Annotated in this window: 20 protein-coding genes; 6 read left to right on the top strand and 14 right to left on the bottom strand. The window is 60.0% G+C overall.

Annotation, left to right across the window (positions count from 1 at the left end):
- Positions 1 to 73: 73 nt before the first annotated feature.
- From BMY45_RS02385 to BMY45_RS02375, 3 genes are read right to left on the bottom strand one after another with little or no spacing between them, the layout of a single operon-like run.
- The gene (locus BMY45_RS02385) at positions 74 to 979 is read right to left on the bottom strand and encodes an acyltransferase (protein ID WP_092394035.1); all 906 of its coding nucleotides are present in this window, start codon (positions 977 to 979) and stop codon (positions 74 to 76) included.
- A complete protein-coding gene (gene pta, locus BMY45_RS02380) occupies positions 980 to 3,079 on the bottom strand; it encodes a phosphate acetyltransferase (RefSeq protein WP_092394032.1) in 2,100 nt (699 codons plus the stop codon).
- Positions 3,080 to 3,137: 58 nt separating this feature from the next.
- A complete protein-coding gene (locus tag BMY45_RS02375; protein ID WP_092394906.1) occupies positions 3,138 to 3,476 on the bottom strand; it encodes a DUF3565 domain-containing protein in 339 nt (112 codons plus the stop codon).
- Between BMY45_RS02375 and BMY45_RS02370 the strand changes: the two genes are divergently transcribed.
- The 3 genes from BMY45_RS02370 (at position 3,445) to BMY45_RS02360 (ending at position 5,873) form a co-directional block, all read left to right on the top strand.
- Positions 3,445 to 3,930, top strand: coding sequence for an FKBP-type peptidyl-prolyl cis-trans isomerase (locus BMY45_RS02370; protein WP_047228645.1), 486 nt, complete (start codon positions 3,445 to 3,447; stop codon positions 3,928 to 3,930). The two genes, BMY45_RS02375 and BMY45_RS02370, sit on opposite strands and share 32 nt — an antisense overlap.
- A 113-nt stretch (positions 3,931 to 4,043) precedes the next feature.
- The gene (locus BMY45_RS02365) at positions 4,044 to 4,526 is read left to right on the top strand and encodes a glutathione peroxidase (protein ID WP_092394029.1); all 483 of its coding nucleotides are present in this window, start codon (positions 4,044 to 4,046) and stop codon (positions 4,524 to 4,526) included.
- Positions 4,527 to 4,769: 243 nt separating this feature from the next.
- Positions 4,770 to 5,873 carry an NADH:flavin oxidoreductase gene (locus BMY45_RS02360; protein ID WP_092394026.1) on the top strand — a complete coding sequence of 368 codons (1,104 nt, stop codon included), beginning with the start codon at positions 4,770 to 4,772 and terminating at the stop codon, positions 5,871 to 5,873.
- Positions 5,874 to 6,010: 137 nt separating this feature from the next.
- On the opposite strand, the gene BMY45_RS02355 is transcribed toward BMY45_RS02360, so the two are convergent.
- Together BMY45_RS02355 and cysZ are read right to left on the bottom strand one after the other, a co-directional pair.
- Positions 6,011 to 7,210, bottom strand: a complete 1,200-nt coding sequence (locus tag BMY45_RS02355; RefSeq protein ID WP_092394023.1) for a glycosyltransferase family 4 protein — start codon at positions 7,208 to 7,210, stop codon at positions 6,011 to 6,013.
- 39 nt (positions 7,211 to 7,249) lie between these two features.
- On the bottom strand, positions 7,250 to 8,005 hold the full coding sequence (gene cysZ, locus BMY45_RS02350; protein ID WP_092394020.1) for a sulfate transporter CysZ: 756 nt from the start codon (positions 8,003 to 8,005) through the stop codon (positions 7,250 to 7,252).
- Positions 8,006 to 8,305: 300 nt separating this feature from the next.
- On the opposite strand from cysZ, the gene trxB reads away from it, so the two are divergent.
- Positions 8,306 to 9,268 carry a thioredoxin-disulfide reductase gene (trxB, locus tag BMY45_RS02345; protein ID WP_047228640.1) on the top strand — a complete coding sequence of 321 codons (963 nt, stop codon included), beginning with the start codon at positions 8,306 to 8,308 and terminating at the stop codon, positions 9,266 to 9,268.
- A 184-nt stretch (positions 9,269 to 9,452) separates the two neighbouring features.
- Here trxB and BMY45_RS02340 read toward each other — a convergent pair whose 3' ends face one another.
- The 7 genes from BMY45_RS02340 to BMY45_RS02310 all read right to left on the bottom strand — a co-directional run bounded on the left by BMY45_RS02340 (position 9,453) and on the right by BMY45_RS02310 (position 14,105).
- Positions 9,453 to 10,703 (bottom strand): 2-aminoadipate transaminase, encoded by a 1,251-nt coding sequence (locus BMY45_RS02340; protein WP_092394017.1) that lies wholly within the window; start codon positions 10,701 to 10,703, stop codon positions 9,453 to 9,455.
- A 303-nt stretch (positions 10,704 to 11,006) separates the two neighbouring features.
- Entirely contained in the window at positions 11,007 to 11,345 is a 339-nt protein-coding gene (locus BMY45_RS02335; protein ID WP_092394014.1) for a HopJ type III effector protein, read from the bottom strand.
- Complete coding sequence (locus BMY45_RS02330; protein WP_063324421.1) at positions 11,338 to 11,634, bottom strand: DUF1244 domain-containing protein; 297 nt, start codon at positions 11,632 to 11,634, stop codon at positions 11,338 to 11,340. The genes BMY45_RS02335 and BMY45_RS02330 overlap by 8 nt, the downstream gene beginning before the upstream one ends.
- A 97-nt stretch (positions 11,635 to 11,731) precedes the next feature.
- On the bottom strand, positions 11,732 to 12,112 hold the full coding sequence (gene folX, locus BMY45_RS02325; protein ID WP_092394011.1) for a dihydroneopterin triphosphate 2'-epimerase: 381 nt from the start codon (positions 12,110 to 12,112) through the stop codon (positions 11,732 to 11,734).
- Entirely contained in the window at positions 12,113 to 12,670 is a 558-nt protein-coding gene (gene folE, locus BMY45_RS02320; RefSeq protein WP_092394008.1) for a GTP cyclohydrolase I FolE, read from the bottom strand. It lies immediately after the preceding gene.
- A gap of 20 nt (positions 12,671 to 12,690) precedes the next feature.
- Complete coding sequence (gene folM, locus BMY45_RS02315) at positions 12,691 to 13,401, bottom strand: dihydromonapterin reductase (protein ID WP_092394005.1); 711 nt, start codon at positions 13,399 to 13,401, stop codon at positions 12,691 to 12,693.
- A gap of 134 nt (positions 13,402 to 13,535) precedes the next feature.
- The gene (locus tag BMY45_RS02310) at positions 13,536 to 14,105 is read right to left on the bottom strand and encodes an antibiotic biosynthesis monooxygenase (RefSeq protein ID WP_092394003.1); all 570 of its coding nucleotides are present in this window, start codon (positions 14,103 to 14,105) and stop codon (positions 13,536 to 13,538) included.
- Positions 14,106 to 14,323: 218 nt separating this feature from the next.
- Here BMY45_RS02310 and BMY45_RS02305 point away from each other — a divergent pair, with 218 nt between their 5' ends.
- On the top strand, positions 14,324 to 15,283 hold the full coding sequence (locus BMY45_RS02305; RefSeq protein WP_092394000.1) for a MerR family transcriptional regulator: 960 nt from the start codon (positions 14,324 to 14,326) through the stop codon (positions 15,281 to 15,283).
- A 23-nt stretch (positions 15,284 to 15,306) separates the two neighbouring features.
- On the opposite strand, the gene BMY45_RS02300 is transcribed toward BMY45_RS02305, so the two are convergent.
- Together BMY45_RS02300 and BMY45_RS02295 are read right to left on the bottom strand one after the other, a co-directional pair.
- Complete coding sequence (locus BMY45_RS02300; protein WP_092393997.1) at positions 15,307 to 15,912, bottom strand: hypothetical protein; 606 nt, start codon at positions 15,910 to 15,912, stop codon at positions 15,307 to 15,309.
- Between the two features lie 54 nt (positions 15,913 to 15,966).
- On the bottom strand, positions 15,967 to 16,443 hold the full coding sequence (locus tag BMY45_RS02295) for a PAS domain-containing protein (protein WP_092393994.1): 477 nt from the start codon (positions 16,441 to 16,443) through the stop codon (positions 15,967 to 15,969).
- A 156-nt stretch (positions 16,444 to 16,599) separates the two neighbouring features.
- Between BMY45_RS02295 and BMY45_RS02290 the strand changes: the two genes are divergently transcribed.
- Positions 16,600 to 17,055 carry a flavodoxin gene (locus tag BMY45_RS02290; protein ID WP_092393991.1) on the top strand — a complete coding sequence of 152 codons (456 nt, stop codon included), beginning with the start codon at positions 16,600 to 16,602 and terminating at the stop codon, positions 17,053 to 17,055.
- Positions 17,056 to 17,133: the final 78 nt, after the last annotated feature.

Raw genomic sequence — 17,133 nt, 5'->3', positions numbered from 1 at the left:
CGCAGCCTTCGGCAGCTCCTACAGGTGTGCACAAGACCCTGTAGGAGCTGCCGAAGGCTGCGATCTTTTGATTTTAAATGGAGGGATACTCGCGATGCATCTGCTCAAGCAACGCATCCTTGTCCTGCCACAGCTGGTTGATCCAGCCCTGGAACTCCAGGCGATAGGCGCCGTCCTGGTCGTAGTTCCTGCCGATGAACTGCGGCGGGATCTGCAGTTCCTGGAAATGCACCACCACTTCGTCAACTTTCCCGCACAGTAAGTCCCAGTATCCCGGTCGGCCGCCCGGATAGTGGATGGTCACGTTGATGATCGACTCCAACTGTTCGCCCATGGCATCGAGCACAAACGCAATGCCTCCGGCCTTGGGTTTGAGCAGGTAGCGAAACGGTGACTGTTGCTGGGCATGTTTGCCTTCGGTGAAGCGTGTGCCTTCAACGAAGTTGAAGATGCCCACGGGGTTGTTGCGAAATTTCGCGCAGGTCTTGCGGGTGGTTTCCAGGTCCTTGCCTTTCTTTTCCGGGTACTTCTCCAAGTAAGCCTTGGAGTAGCGCTTCATGAATGGGAACCCCAGGGCCCACCAGGCCAGGCCGATCACCGGTACCCAGATCAGTTCCTGCTTGAGAAAGAACTTCAATGGACGAATGCGCCGGTTCAGCACGTACTGCAACACCATGATGTCAACCCAACTCTGGTGGTTGCTGGTGATCAGGTAGGAGTGCTGGTAGTCCAGGCCTTCCAGGCCGCTGAGGTGCCAGCGGGTGCGGCGCAGCAGGTTCATCCAGGCCTTGTTGTTGCTGATCCAGGCTTCATGAATGTGGCCCATCAGCCAGTCGGTGAAACGCTGGGCGGCGGGGAAGGGCAGCAACAGCTTGAAGATTGCCACGATGAACAGCGGGGTGCAGCAGGCGATGGTGTTTAGCGCCAACAGCAGCGAGGCAATGACGCCGCGCACAGGAGCAGGCAGGAAATCCAGCATTTAAATATCCATGGGTCGGTTGGCGGCCTGGATCGCGGTCAGGGCGATGGTGTACACGATGTCGTCGACCTGAGCGCCGCGCGGCAAGTCGTTTACGGGTTTGCGCAGGCCTTGCAGCATGGGCCCGAGGCTGACGCAATCGGCGCTGCGTTGCACGGCCTTGTGGGTGGTGTTGCCGGTGTTCAGGTCCGGGAAGATGAACACCGTCGCGCGGCCGGCCACTTGGCTATTGGGCGCCAGTTGTCGGGCCACGGTTTCGTTGGCGGCGGCGTCGTATTGCAGCGGCCCGTCGATCAGCAAGCCGTGTTGCGCCTCGTGGGCCAGCAGGGTGGCTTCGCGGACTTTCTCCACCTCTTCGCCGCTGGCCGACTCGCCGCTGGAATAGCTGAGCATGGCCACCCGTGGCGTGATGCCGAACGCGGCAGCCGAGTCGGCGCTTTGCAGGGCAATCTCCGCCAGCTCCGCGGCGCTGGGGTGCGGGTTCATCACGCAGTCGCCATAGACCAGCACTTCTTCGGGAAACAGCATGAAAAATACCGAAGACACCAACGAGCATCCCGGGGCGGTCTTGATCAGTTGCAAGGCTGGACGGATGGTGTTGGCGGTGGAATGAATAACGCCGGACACCAGCCCGTCGACCTCATCGAGCGCCAGCATCATGGTGCCGATCACCACGGTGTCTTCCAGTTGCTGCTCGGCCATCGGGGCGTTCAGGCTTTTGCTCTTGCGCAGCCGCACCATCGGTTCAACGTAACGCTCGCGAATCGAATCCGGGTCGAGGATCTCCAGCCCCGGCGGCAGTTCGATGCCCTGGGCACGAGCCACGGCCTCGACGTCCGCCGGTTTGGCCAGCAGCACGCAGCGCGCGATGCCTCGGGCCTGGCAAATGGCGGCGGCCTGGACAGTCAGCGGTTCGCTGCCCTCAGGCAACACGATGCGTTTGTCGGCGGCCTGGGCGCGCTGGATCAATTGGTAGCGGAACACCGCCGGCGACAAGCGCATTTCCCGTGGCGTACCGCAACGCTGATGCAACCATTTGGCATCCAGGTGGCTGGCGACAAAATCGGTGATGATCTCCGCACGTTCGCGGTCGTCGATCGGAATTTCCTTGTTCAAGCCATTGAGCAGGTTGGCGGTGTCGTAAGACCCGGTACTGACCGACAGCACTGGAAGCCCCGCCTGCAAGGCGCCTCGACACAGGTCCATGATGCGCGGGTCGGGCAGGGTGTCACTGGTCAGCAGCAGCCCGGCCAACGGTACGCCGTTGAGCGCTGCCAGGCTCACGGCCAGGATGATGTCGTCGCGATCACCGGGGGTCACCACCAGCACGCCGGGCTTGAGCAGCTCCACGGTGTTGCGCATGGTGCGGGCACAAATAATGATGTTGCTCATGCGCCGGGTTTCATAATCGCCAGCATTGAGCACCTGCGCGCCCATCAGGTCGGCTACGTCGCGGGTGCGTGGGGCGTTGAGTTCGGGGCGGAACGGGATGCAGCCGAGCAGGCGGAAATCACCGCTGCGCAACAGCGGCGAGTGCTCCTTGAGCCGTGCGGAGAAGGCCTCCATGCTTTCCTCGGTACGAACTTTGTTCAGGATCACGCCGAGGACTTTCGGGTCTTTGGGCCCGCCGAACAGTTGCGCCTGCAGCTCAACGCGACCGGAAAGCTCGGTCAGCACTTCGTTTTCCGGCGCCGACACCAGGATGACCTCGGCGTCCAGGCTCTTGGCCAAGTGCAGGTTGACTCGCGCGGCATAGCTGGCGTTGCGGGTCGGGACCATGCCCTCGACGACCAGCACGTCCTTGCCGATGGCGGCTTGTTGGTAAAGGGTGATGATTTCTTCCAGCAGCTCATCGAGCTGGCCGTCGCCCAGCATGCGTTCGACGTGCGCCAGACCCAGCGGCTGTGGAGGCTTGAGGCCGTGGGTGCGGGCCACCAGTTCGGTGGAGCGTTCCGGTCCGGTATCGCCGGGGTGGGGCTGGGCGATGGGTTTGAAAAAACCGACTTTCAGCCCGGCTCGTTCGAGTGTACGCACCAGCCCGAGGCTGATGGAGGTCAGACCCACACCAAAATCGGTGGGCGCGATAAAAAAAGTTTGCATGCGGATTCTCTAAAGGTGCATGGCAAAGGCGAGGCTATAACTGCCGTCTACCGTCAATTCAGGCGCCAAGGTTATCGCTAACCGGGGCCTGTGCGCACCAGCCGCAGTCAAAGGGCTGGCCAATTTTTTCAGTACGTTGGACTGGGTCCAGCACCCAGCTGCGTGATTGCCACGGTGGTTGGTGGCGCAGGTGCTGGGTATGGCCGCAGGACAGCTCGGCCACCCAGTGCCCGTCCTCGTCCTGATGAAAACCTGTGACCGTCGGTCTGTTCGAGCAGGGCCGTTTGTCCGGGTTCCGTTCGCTTTCGGGCAAATCCTTGTTTAGACTTGTCCGTTCTTCATTCTTATGCAAAAGGTCTCGCCCCATGCTGATCGCCGCCAATAAGGCTGTCTCCATCGACTATACCCTGACCAACGACGCTGGTGAGGTCATCGACAGCTCTGCCGGCGGCGCTCCGCTGGTCTACCTGCATGGCGCAGGCAACATCATCCAGGGTCTGGAAAAAGCCCTGGAAGGCAAAACTTCCGGTGACGAACTGAACGTTACCGTTGAGCCGGAAGATGCTTATGGCGAATACTCCGCCGAGCTGGTCAGCACCCTGAGCCGCAGCATGTTCGAGGGCGTGGATGAGCTGGAAGTAGGCATGCAGTTCCACGCTTCGGCGCCCGATGGCCAGATGCAGATCGTCACCATCCGCGACCTGGAAGGCGATGACGTCACCGTTGACGGCAACCACCCGTTGGCCGGTCAGCGCTTGAACTTCCAGGTCAAGATCGTCGACATCCGTGATGCCAGCCAGGAAGAAATCGCCCATGGTCACGTCCATGGCGAAGGTGGTCATCACCACTGATTTGTGCGCTACGCTCAAGTGAACTGGAAAGGCGCCTTACGGCGCCTTTTTAGTCGGTTGCTGTTAGCATCGTCCATGGCTGTTCGAAAAGATCCGCAAACCTGGAGTTCGTCATGAGTGCTTTTCACGACCTTAAACTTAAAGCCCTGGATGGTCAGGAACTTGATCTGGCGCCGTTCAAGGGGCAAGTCGTGCTGGTGGTCAATGTCGCCTCCAAATGTGGCCTGACACCTCAGTACGCTGCGTTGGAAAACCTCTATCAGCAATACAAGGCCAAGGGTTTCTGTGTGCTGGGCCTGCCTTGCAACCAGTTCGCCGGACAAGAGCCGGGAACGGAACAGGAAATTCAGGATTTCTGCAGCCTCAATTATGGTGTGACGTTCCCGTTGTCCAGCAAGCTGGAAGTGAACGGGCAGGACCGTCATCAGTTGTACCGTCTGCTGGCAGGCGAGGGGGCCGAGTTTCCGGGGGACATCACCTGGAACTTCGAGAAGTTCCTGCTGGGCAAGGACGGGCGGGTGCTGGCGCGTTTCTCACCGCGCACGGCGCCGGATGATCCGGCCGTGATCCAGGCTATTGAAAAAGCGTTGGCTTGATTCCCGGGAATTTGCAGAGGTAGGAGATGCCGAAGGCTCGGGCCGCGTTCGGACGACCCTTTGATCTTTCACTTGAGACTCAAGTGTCAGGGGAAAGATCGCAGCCTCGTTGCACTCGACAGCTCCTACACACCTTCCTTTTGATCCACAATCATTCAAATCAATAGTGCTATCCATTGCTCTCCACGGTCCATATTATCGCTGTCATATTCGACCTGCGACCCTGTTTCCGTGGAGTGTCCCATGCCTGTAAAAGCCTTGTTCAAACCCTTCCATCTCGGTGCGCTGGAGCTGCCGACCCGGGTAGTGATGGCGCCGATGACTCGCTCCTTTTCCCCAGGCGGCGTGCCGAACGCCAAGGTCGTGGAGTATTACCGCCGTCGCGCGGCGGCCGGCGTCGGTCTGATCATCACCGAAGGCACGACCGTCGGGCACAAGGCCTCCAACGGTTATCCGAACGTGCCGCATTTTTACGGGGATGCCGCGCTGGCCGGCTGGAAGCAAGTGGTTGATGCAGTGCATGCCGAAGGCGGCAAGATCGTTCCGCAGCTCTGGCACGTAGGTAACGTGCGGCGCTTGGGGACCGAGCCGGACGCCAGCGTGCCGGGCTATGGTCCGTCGGAAAAACTCAAGGACGGCCAGGTCGTGGTTCACGGCATGACCCAGGCGGATATCGACGAAGTCATTGCAGCGTTCGCCCAGGCGGCGAAAGACGCCCAGAGCATCGGCATGGACGGCGTGGAGATCCACGGCGCCCATGGCTACCTGGTGGACCAGTTCTTCTGGGAGGGCAGCAACCAGCGCACCGACGGTTACGGTGGAAGTCTGGCCAACCGTTCGCGTTTCGCCATCGAACTGATCCGCGCTGTGCGTGCTGCGGTAGGTGAAGGGTTCCCGATCATCTTCCGTTTCTCCCAATGGAAGCAGCAGGACTACACCGCGCGCCTGGTGCAAACGCCAGAGGCCTTGGGCGACTTCCTCAAGCCTTTGGCCGAGGCCGGTGTGGATATTTTCCATTGCTCGACCCGTCGCTTCTGGGAGCCTGAATTCGAAGGCTCCGAACTGAATCTGGCGGGCTGGACCCGCAAGCTGACCGGCAAGCCAACCATCACCGTCGGCAGCGTTGGCCTGGATGGCGAGTTCCTGCAGTTTATGGTCAACACCGACAAAGTCGCGCAGCCGGCCAGCCTGGAGAAACTGCTGGAGCGCCTGAACAATGATGAGTTCGACCTGGTGGCGGTGGGGCGAGCGCTGCTGGTAGATCCGGATTGGGCGCAAAAAGTGCGTGAAGGCCGGGAACAGGAGATCTTGCCGTTCAGCCGTGAGGCGTTGATGACACTGGTTTAAGCGGCGACTGGGCTGGCCCCTTCGCGAGCAGGCTCGCTCCCACATTCGATCTTCAGCGGACACATGATTTGTGTACGACCGGGATCCACTGTGGGAGCGAGCCTGCTCGCGATGGCGGTTTCAGCATCACCGATTCATTAACGCACTGTCGGCGCAGCAGGTATCACTGGCTCGCTAATACAAACCCCACGCAATTGCGTCTCGAACTGCTCGATCACCGATGGCCAGCCCTGGCGACTGGCATGCTGGCGCGCATTGAGCCGCACGCAACGCAAGGTTTCACGCTCCTCCAGTAGCCAGCGGGCCGCTTCGCAGAAGGCTTCTTCATCCCCCGGCATGGCCAGTACACCGTTGTGACCGTGACGGATGTGTTGCGCCGCCGCGGCCTGATCATAGGCCACCACGCCCAACCCGGACGCCAGCGCCTCCAGCACCACATTGCCGAAGGTTTCGGTCAGGCTCGGAAAGACGAATACATCCCCGGACGCATAGTGGCAGGCCAGCGCTTCGCCACGTTGTGAACCACAGAAGATCGCGTCGGGCAGTTCCTGCTCCAGGGTGAATCGCTGCGGGCCATCACCGACCACCACCAGTTTCATCCGCCGCTGCGGGAAAGCGCTGCACAGCGTGTCGAAACTGCGCTTGAGCAACCCGAGGTTTTTCTCCGGTGCCAAGCGCCCGACATGGATCACGGCGATGTCATCATCGCCCAAGCCCCAGGCTTCACGCAGAGCTGTCGAGCGCTTCATGGGCTGGAACAATTGGCTGTCCACCCCGCGAGACAACAGCGCCACGCGCTCGAAATGCCGGCGTTCCAGCTCCATGCGCTGACTGAGGCTCGGCACCAGGGTCAGGCTGGAGCGGTTGTGGAACCAGCGCAGGTAATGGGTGAGGGCACGACTCAACAACCCGAGGCCATACTGCTGGGTGTATTGCTGGAAATTGGTATGGAAGCCACTGACCACCGAGATGCCCAGGCGCCGGGCCGCCCGCAATGCCGATAAACCCAGCGGCCCTTCCGTGGCGATGTACAGCACGTCCGGGCGATGACGTTTCCAGCGCCGCAGCAGTTTGTGCATCGAAGCCTGGCCCCACTGCAAACCCGGATACCCCGGTAACGGCCAGCCGCGACACAGCAACAACTGCTCGTCACCGGCCTGGCGTTGGTCGCCAACCTGACGGGGCCGTATCAATTCCACCTGATGCCCGCGGGCGCGCAAGCCGTCGCACAGGCGGCCCAGGGTATTGGCCACGCCATTGATTTCCGGCGGGAAGGTTTCGGTGATGAGGGTGATATGCAGGTGTGTGGTCATGACCCCAGTGTCGACCGGGGCCATTTCGCAATTGTGACGCTTGAATGATGGATTTGTGACCGGTCAGCCCTGGCGGGCCAACGCGGTCTCGGCGCCTTGCTCGCGCACCCAGAACAAAGTCGCCCCGGCCACCGCCGCGGGCATCATCAGGATGTTCACCACCGGGATCAGCAGCACCAGGTACACGCTGCCGCCAAAACCCAGGCTCTGCCAGCGTTTTTCCCGCAGCCAGGCGAGCATTTCGTTCCAGCCCAGTTTGTGGTTGTCCGCCGGGTAGTCGATGTACTGGATCGCCATCATCCACACCCCGAACAGCAGCCATAACGGCGCGGCCACGATATTGATCACCGGAATGAAGGACAGCACCAGCAGGCCCAGGGCGCGGGGCAGGAAGTAGCCGAGCTTGCGTGCCTCCCGGGCCAAAGTGCGAGGGATCATGGCGATCAACTCGCCCCAACTGAAGGCCGGGAAATCGTCGGTGCCACGGATCACCACTTCGACTTTCTCCGCGAGAAAACCGTTGAACGGCGCGGCGATGACATTGGCGAGCATGGTGAAGGTGAAAAATACCATCAGCACCACCAGCACCACGAACAGCGGCCACAGGACATAATTGAGAAAGCTCAGCCAATCCGGTAACGACGGCATCAGCGTGTCGACCCAAAGGCTGAACTGATGGGCGGCCAGGTAGATCAATCCGACGAACAGCACCAGGTTGATCACCAATGGCAACAGCACAAACAAGCGCAGACCCGGGCTTAGGACCAGTTTGAGTCCTTCTCGCAAATATTGCGGGCCGGACAGGACGGGGGCGGGCATAAGAGGCTCCGAGCGAAGATTAACGCGCCGACCATACCGGCTTTGCCTGGCTCGGGAAAGCATCGACATGGCGTGTAACAACGTTTGCCGAGTTTATTGAACTGACCGATCTGGATAGAGCTCACCTATGAGCTGGATTGTTAAACCGTATTTCCTTAATCTTCGCTCCCTCGATACGCTGCACCCATTCTTTTCAGGACTGTCGAACCCAAGCCTTCCCCAAGTGCGTCAACAGTCCCTTTTATTCGCGCCGCTCACCCGGCGTTCCGGCCCGCAAGGTCCGGTCAACAGGAGCAGGTCATGTCTGAAGTGCGTCATTCGCGAGTGATTATTCTCGGTTCCGGCCCTGCCGGTTACAGCGCTGCGGTTTATGCCGCCCGTGCCAACCTCAAGCCGTTGCTGATTACCGGCATGCAGGCCGGTGGTCAATTGACCACCACCACCGAAGTCGATAACTGGCCGGGCGATGTCCACGGTCTGACCGGCCCGGTGTTGATGGAGCGTATGAAAGAGCACGCCGAGCGCTTCGAGACCGAGATCGTTTTCGACCACATCAATGCTGTGGACTTCGCCGCCAAGCCGTACACCCTGACCGGTGACAGCGCGACCTACACCTGTGATGCCCTGATCATTGCAACCGGCGCCAGCGCGCGTTACCTGGGCCTGCCATCGGAAGAAGCCTTCATGGGCAAAGGCGTTTCCGCCTGCGCCACTTGCGACGGCTTCTTCTACCGCAACAAGCCTGTGGCCGTGGTCGGTGGCGGTAACACCGCTGTTGAGGAAGCCCTGTACCTGGCCAACATCGCCAGCACCGTCACCCTGATCCACCGTCGCGAAACTTTCCGCGCCGAGAAGATCCTGATCGACAAGCTCAATGCCCGCGTCGCCGAAGGCAAGATCATCCTTAAGCTCAACGCGACCCTGGACGAAGTGCTGGGCGATAACATGGGCGTGACCGGTGCCCGCCTGAAGAACAACGACGGCAGCTTTGACGAGATCAAAGTCGACGGCGTATTCATCGCCATCGGCCACACCCCGAACACTTCGTTGTTCGAAGGTCAGTTGGAACTCAAGGACGGTTACCTGGTGGTCAAGGGCGGCCGCGACGGCAACGCCACGGCCACCAGCGTCGAAGGTATCTTCGCGGCCGGCGACGTGGCGGACCACGTCTACCGTCAGGCGATTACCTCGGCGGGTGCCGGTTGCATGGCAGCCCTGGACACCGAGCGTTACCTGGACGGTCTGCAGAACGCTTCGTTCTGATTCATCCACATAAAAAACCGGCTTCGGCCGGTTTTTTCATGGCCGGGATTTATCACTTGCCTCCTGTGGGAGCGGGCTTGCTCGCGAAGGCGGTGGGTCAGCCAGCGCAGTGTTGACTGACACACCGCCTTCGCGAGCAAGCCCGCTCCCACAGGTTTTTTGTGTGGTCAGGAGAATCTGTATTTCAAGGCAGCTTCGCCAGGCAAGCTTCCAGAATATCCAGCCCTTCTTCCAACACCGTCGCCTCAGTCGTCAACGGCGCCAGCAGGCGAATGATGTGCCGTGATTTACCGCTGGGCATCAGCAACAAGCCAGACTCTCGCGCCAGGGCTAACAATTGGGTCAGTTGCGCCGATGCCGGGCTGCCGTCGGCATGGGCCAATTCGATGCCGCGCATCGCCCCGACGCCGGTCAGGCGGCCCAGGTAAGGTGACAGGCCGCGGCTGCGCCATGACTCATAGCGGCTGACAATTGCCTCTTCCTGTTGTGTGCCCCAAGCCTGCAGGTTCGCATCGGTCATTACCTCCAGGGTGGCCAAGGCGGCGGCGCAGGCGATGGGGTTGCCGGAATAAGTGCCGCCCAGGCCGCCTTTGGGCAGATTGTCCAGCAGCGCCTTGCGCCCCACCACGGCTCCCAGGGGGACGCCGCCGGCAATGCTTTTACCCAGCAGTATCAGGTCCGGCTCGATGCCCAGTCGCGAGAACGCAAAGCGCTGGCCGGTGCGGCCGAAGCCGGACTGGATTTCATCGATGATCAGCACGATACCCTTCTCGTCGCAGAACCGCCGCAGGGCCTGGGCAAAGGCAATATCCATCGGCAGGAAACCGGCTTCGCCCTGCACCGGTTCGACGATGAAACACGCCACGTCATTCACATCGATCTCGACGCTGAACAACCGCTCCATGGCCTTCAACGCCTCTTCGCAGGTGACGCCGTTGTCCTTGCTGGGGTAGGGCAGGTGATAGACCGGTCCGGGCAGTACGCCGACTTTCTGTTTGTAGGGCGCGACCTTGCCGTTGAGATTGAGAGTGGCCAGGGTTCTGCCGTGGAAAGCGCCATCAAAGGCGATGACGGCTGTGCGGCCGGTGGCGCCGCGTACGATCTTCAAGGCGTTTTCCGCGGCTTCGGCGCCGCTGTTGGTGAGCATGCCGCTGACCGGGTAATCCACCGGGACAAACGCTGCCAGGCGCTCCATCAATTCGATGTAGGGCGCGTGTGGGGCAGCGTTGAAGGCGTAGTGCGTCAGCCGGGTTGCCTGTTCGCGGATAGCTTCGACGACACGGGGATGGCAGTGCCCGAGGTTCAACACGCCGATGCCGCCCACGAAATCGATGTAGCGTTTGCCGTCGGTGTCCCAGACCTCGGCATTTTTGCCGTGGCTGAGGCTGACGGGGTGCACGATGGAAATCGATTGGCTGATGGTTTCACTGCTCATGGATGACGGCTCGGAAGAAGGAAAGATTCCCTTTATCTAAGCCGCGAGCAGAGGCGCCCGGCAAACGAAATAAAGTTGCCGGGTCAATCTTAAAAGTCGGGATGTGGGAATGTGTTGGTCAGCCAGGAGGAGCGCGGCCCTTGTGGTGAGGGGATTTATCCCCGCTGGGCTGCGCAGCAGCCCTAAGACCTGCTGCCTCGGTGTGTCAGACTGATGGGGTAACTGCTTTGGGGCTGCTACGCAGCCCAGCGGGGATAAATCCCCTCGCCACAAAAGCGGATCTCACCACACAGGTAGGGGCGATCAGCGCCGTTGCAACGGCTGCACCTCGAACTTCACACCCGCCAAGCCATGGACCATCAGCGCCCGGATATTACCGTGGTCGCTGCCCTCAGGCGTGGCCAGTACTGACCGGTAATGTTCGCCGAACGCCAGCAGCGCTTCTTCATCGCTCAAACCTTCGAGCAGGGCCAGGCCGAGGGTCTTGCAGGAACCTTCGTTCTGCCCGGCGGCGTTGTGCACATTACCGTTGTCGAACGCTTGGGGCTGATAGTCGTAGCTCGCGGCGATAAAGGCCAGGGTGTCGGCAAAAATGTGTTCGCCGCTCTTGAGGCTGGCGCGCAGGGTGTTCAGGTCAGGCATCGGGTTTTCCTTTGGCGAACGCCGCTTGCTGTTCGGCGCTGGCTTCTTTCTGGTATTGGGCTTTCCACTCGGCGTAAGGCATGCCGTACACCACTTCGCGGGCGTCATCGAGGCTGACCTCGATCTGGCGTTCATCGGCAGCAGCCTTGTACCACTTGGACAGGCAGTTGCGGCAGAAGCCGGCGAGGTTCATCAGGTCGATGTTCTGCACATCCTTGCGGCTGTCCAGGTGGGCAACCAGCCGACGGAAAGCGGCGGCTTCAAGTTCGAGGCGTTGTTGATCGTTCATGGGCGTCTCTGCGAGACAGCTTCAAGGGGAGAGCTTCAAGCTGCAAGTTTGGATTACGGTGTCAGGCTTGAAGCTTACAGCTTGAGGCTTGTAGCTGCTACGAAGCAGCCCGGCTTGCAGCTAAAGTAATCGACACCGATTCGGCAAATCGCAAGGCGTGGGGCTTGTCGACTTCGACTTCGGCATACAGCACCGATTCGTTGGCCATGACCAGATCGAGCAGCTCCTGGGTCAGACGTTCGAGCAGGGCGAAACGGTTACCTTCCACGTGGGCGATAATCGCCTTGGTGATGGTGCGGTAGTTCAGTGCGTGGTCGATGTCGTTGTCACGCACCGCATCCTGGGCCGCATAGAGGATGGTCAGGTTGATCAACACATCCTGTTTGTTGAGGATTTCGTCCTCGTTGATGCCAATGAACGTGCGCAAGCGCAAGTCCTTGACCTTGATGCGCGCCATGGCGGGTTGAAGTTGTGGCATTTATTTGCTCCGTCGAATCAATTGCAGGAACTCCTGACGGGTGGTGCTGGATTCGCGAAAGACGCCGAGCATCACCGAGGTGTTCATGGTCGAGTTCTGTTTTTCGACACCGCGCATCATCATGCACATGTGCTGGGCCTCAATCACCACCGCAACGCCGGCGGCCTGGGTGACCTGCTGCACCGCGTCGGCAATTTGCCGGGTGAGGTTTTCCTGGATTTGCAGGCGGCGGGCGAACATGTCCACCAGCCGGGCGATCTTTGACAGCCCCAGGACCTTGCCCGTAGGAATATAAGCCACATGAGCCTTGCCGATGAAGGGCAACAGATGATGTTCGCACAGGGAATAGAGTTCGATGTCGGCGACGATCACCATTTCATCGCTGTCGGAGGCGAACAGGGCGCCGTTGACAATCTGATCGACGCTTTGTGCATAGCCGTGACAAAGGTACTGCATGGCCTTGGCCGCACGCACCGGAGTATCCAGCAGGCCTTCGCGTTCCGGGTCTTCACCCAGGCCGATGAGGATCTCGCGATAGTTCTGGGGCGATAACGCCATGGTGCATCCTCGAAGCAAGGCTATTTGACGTGCCGGCCGCCGTTGACGGTCAGGGTCGTGCCGGTGACGTAGGGGTTGTCCAGCAGATAACGCAGGCTCTGATAGATCACTTCGCTGCCGGGCTCGATGCCCAGCGCGGACTTGGCCAGGGCCTTGGCACGGTAGGCCGCGTCGTCTTCGGGATTGAACAGTAGCAGGGCCGGGGCAATTGCGTTGACCTTGATGTGTGGCGCGTATTTCGCCGCGAACGACAGGGTCAGGCTTTCGAGCCCGGCTTTGGTGGCGCAATAGGCGATATGCCGGCTGCTGCCCTTGCGCGTGACGTCATCGCTGATGTGCACGATATCCGCCGGGGTTGAGCGTTGCAGCAGTTCGGCACACTGCAGATTGATCAGGTAGGGGGCGAGCATGTGCACGGCGAACATGGCGTTGAACGCGGCTGCTTCGTGGCCGGGCGTCTCGGTCAGCCATGCCGAGGCGTTGTGGACAATCGCGCGCAATCGGTCGGTGTGCTGCTTGAGCTGATCAATGAAGGCCAAAATCCCGGTCTCACTGGAAAAGTCAGCAAACAGCACGATCGCTCCCAGATCCCGCAACGCCTGCACGCCCGGGCGCTCGGTGCGGAAAGTGGCGATGACCGGATGACCGTCTTCGAGCAGTCGACGGGCGCAGTGCAAACCGACGCGCTGGGCTGCGCCAGTGATCAGGATCGGAGCGATGGCGCTGGGCATAGGAAGGCTCGGTTCACGGCAATCGCAAAACTATAACAGCGACGCAAGGTGGCGACGACTCTGTGGGAGCAAGCCCGCTCCCACAGTGGCCCTTGTTGAACGCGAACGCTGCGGCCGACGAGAGAGGCCCGGCCTCACTGATTCTGCGTAGCCGGCTTGGCTGGCAGTGCTTTGGGCGCTGCACCGTTCAACCAACCCGCCAGCAGGTGAGTCGACATCGGAATAAACAGATAGACCATCAGCGGCGTCAGAATGAGCGTGCTGATCAGCACGCGGCTCATCATTCCCAGCTCGCTGAGCAATGGCCCCAGCAGAAAGTTGAACAGCAGCGACACCGGAAAGAACGCGAGCCAGATGGCCACGGCCTGTTTCCAGCGCGGTGGACGTTGATCGCTGGCGCCAAACCAACCGTCGATACCGCGCACCCTGTGTTCTGAAGGGTGGGCAAACAGCTCGCTGCCTCGCGCCAGCCAGGCCGTGCGCGAGGCTGAGTGTTCCCAGGCGTGCAGGGTCTGCTCGTCGGCAAAGCGGAAAATAATCTGGAATTCATCGCTCTGAGGCGGTGGCGCGAGTACACCGGAACCCAGGTAGCCGGGAAAGTCGGTGGCCAATTGTTCGCCTTCACGCAACCAGGCGATGAGGTCCTGATAGCGCCCATTGGCGACACGACGGGCAACCATCAAGGTGACAGGTGAGGTAGACATTATGTATCTCCGTAAAACAGGTGCGGTACTCCGGGTAGGAGATTCGCGGGAACACCCCAGGGTGGTGGGGCGCGTCCGTTCGCCAAAAAGCACGCAAGGTTTATTCCTTCTTGAGTGAAAAGCAACAAAATCGCGCATTAGTTGTGTTGTTATTGTCATCCTATGACTCAGAGGGAGTACACTGGGATCCAATTTGCCAGCCGGAACTGTCTGCCAAAATGAGCGTAATCACTGAGGAAAACTTCGTTTTCCAGGCAACCACTGCCTTGAGGCAGGAGGAACTGTTCCCCATCCGCGAAGTCGCGCGACTGACCGGCGTGAATCCCGTGACCTTGCGCGCGTGGGAGCGTCGCTACGGTCTGATCCAGCCCACACGCACCGAAAGCGGGCATCGCTTGTACTCCTTGGGCGACATCGAAAAGGTGCGCAGCATCCTCGCCTGGATTGAGCGCGGGGTGGCCGTGAGCAAAGTGGGAAAGATCCTGACCAAGACCGAATCGGTGCAACCGGTTTCCGCGCTTATTTCCTCGGATCTGGTGAGAGCCGATTATGCCCAGTGGCAACAACAGGTGGCTGGCGCGGTTGGCAATTTTGACGACATAGAGCTGGACCGTCTCTACGGGCAGATATTTTCCACCTACGCCGTGCCGATCGTGTTTCAGGACATCCTGATGCCGGTCTGGCGACAGTTGCAGCAACGCCAGCAAGAGTTCGGACAAACCAGCGAATGGGTGTTTTTCGATGGGTTCCTGCGATCACGTATCATCCAGCGACTCTTGCTCAAGCGCGAAGCCCATTCGCGGCGCGTGTTGGTTGTGGGCATTGTCGGTCAATGTCGAGAGCTGGAGTTGCTGGTCACAGCGCTGTTCGTCTCCAAGGCGGAAGTCGGCGTCAGGGTGTTGACCATTGGGTTGCCATTCGACGAACTGACCCTGGTGTGCCAGAAAATCCAGCCGTTGGCGTTGGTGCTGGTTTCCAACCATGCACCGCCTCCGGAGTTACCCAAACGCCTGAACAAGTTGGCGATGGGCCTGGACTGCCCGCTGATGCTGGCCGGTGATGCGTCCGATCTGCTTCAGGACAGCCTCGCCGGGTCGTCGATCGGTTGCCTGGGCAATGAAGGGACCTTGATGCACCAGCGGTTGCGACAGCTATTGGCGGGTAATCTGGATACCTGATAACCGGCAGGTCAAGCCGTGCACTAGATGTGCATGGCCGGATGGGTCAGGCGGTGTTGCTGAAGGATGTATTGACGCAGGCGCTCGGTCTCATCCTCGTCATTCTGGCTCAGGTGGTAGGCGTACAGGCCCTGAGCGGTTTCCCGTTCCAGTGTGCCGCGCAAGGAAATCCTTTCATAACCTGACGGGCTGAACCACAAGGCGAATTGCTTTGGCGGCTTGGTCCGACTGCGGTTCTGCAACAGGATTCCTTTGCAGGACACCTCATGGACCCAGAGCGGTCCGGGCTGGCCCTTGGCATTTTCCAGCGCCACCGGCTCGTCAAGTGTGAGGCGCCATGGCCGAATTTTCGGCCCGTCTTCGTAGATGCTGGGCACACCCAGACGCAGGTGCATTGCGTGGAACTCGTCTTCCACCAGGTGCAACGGAAAAGTCATTTGCTGGTTTTCGAAGTTGGCTTGCAGCGTGACCTGTTCGTTGGCCGCCAGGCGCGTCAGCAAGTCACGAATTTGCGACCCGCCGTTTACCAGCAAGCTCGACGTGACATCCCGCTCGTTGAGTTGCGGGTTGTGCTGCATGGTCCGGATGAAATCCAATTCATCCTGCGTCAGTAGGGCGTCGCGCTGCATGATGTGCTCGAAAAGAGGATTTACACTTTCACTGGTGATTGTAGTGACTGACCGCTAATTCGCCGGTTTGTTTGCGCCGTTCGTCGCTTCGAGTCGGGCAATGGTTGCTCGTGCTTCAGCCAGCTCCTTCTCCAGTTGGGCGACGCGTTGCTGAGCCTTGACCTGAGCGGTCACGTCTTTTTGCACACCCACGAAATAGGTGCGTCCGTCAGCCTCGTTTTTCACCGTCGACAGAGACAACTCATTCCAGAAAGGGCTGCCGTCCTTGCGGTAGTTGCGCAGTACCTCCCGGCAGGCACCGTCCTGCTTCAGGGCCGTGCGAATCTGCTCCAGGGCCGGCTGATCGCGATCACCGGACTGCAGGAAACGGCAATCCTGATAAAGAATCTCTTCACTGCTGTAGCCGGTCAGCCGTTCGAATGCCGGATTTACGTAGATCAGGATATTGTCTTCGTCGCCTTCTTTTTCTGCGATGACGATGCCGTCGTTCGAGGCGTTGATGACCAGTTGCATCAGTTGAGCGTTAATCATGGGCGACATCCCTTGAACATCCCTGTATGCGCTGCATTTTAGAAGAACCTACCGCGATGTCTACTGGCCATTATTGGTTGTTGAGAGTCAATCGCAGCATTGCGTCTGAGCCTGCTACTATCGCCGCTCTTTTTATTCAGATTCAGGATCAGATTGATGAAAGTCGCCATCCTTTCGGGTTCCGTTTACGGGACCGCCGAAGAAGTTGCTCGGCACGCCGCCAAACTGCTCGGTGAAGCGGGTTTTGAAACGCTGCACAACCCGCGCGCAAGCCTTGCGGACATTCAGGCATTTGGCCCGGCGGCCTTGCTGGCCGTGACTTCCACGACGGGTATGGGAGAGTTGCCGGACAACTTGATGCCATTATATTCGACGATTCGCGACCAATTGCCTGCCTCTTTTCGTGACCTGCCTGGTGCCGTGATAGGCCTGGGCGACGCCAGCTATGGCGATACCTTTTGCGGCGGTGGCGAACAGATGCGCGAGTTGTTCGCCGAGCTGGGCGTGCGTGAGGTATTGCCCATGTTGCGTCTGGATGCCAGCGAAAGCGTCACCCCGGAAACCGATGCCGAACCTTGGCTGGAGGCGTTGATCGAGGCGCTGCGTCGCTGAGCGATGTGAAGCGCACGGCACCCCCGGATGACTCGCTCGGCCAGTAAGCTGGCTGCCAATGCAACTACCGACCCCGCT

The organism is Pseudomonas sp. NFACC39-1 (assembly GCF_900110355.1).
GTDB lineage: Bacteria > Pseudomonadota > Gammaproteobacteria > Pseudomonadales > Pseudomonadaceae > Aquipseudomonas > Aquipseudomonas tehranensis.
The sequence above is the reverse complement of the archived record's forward strand: the minus strand, read 5'-3'. Positions and strand labels throughout refer to the sequence as shown.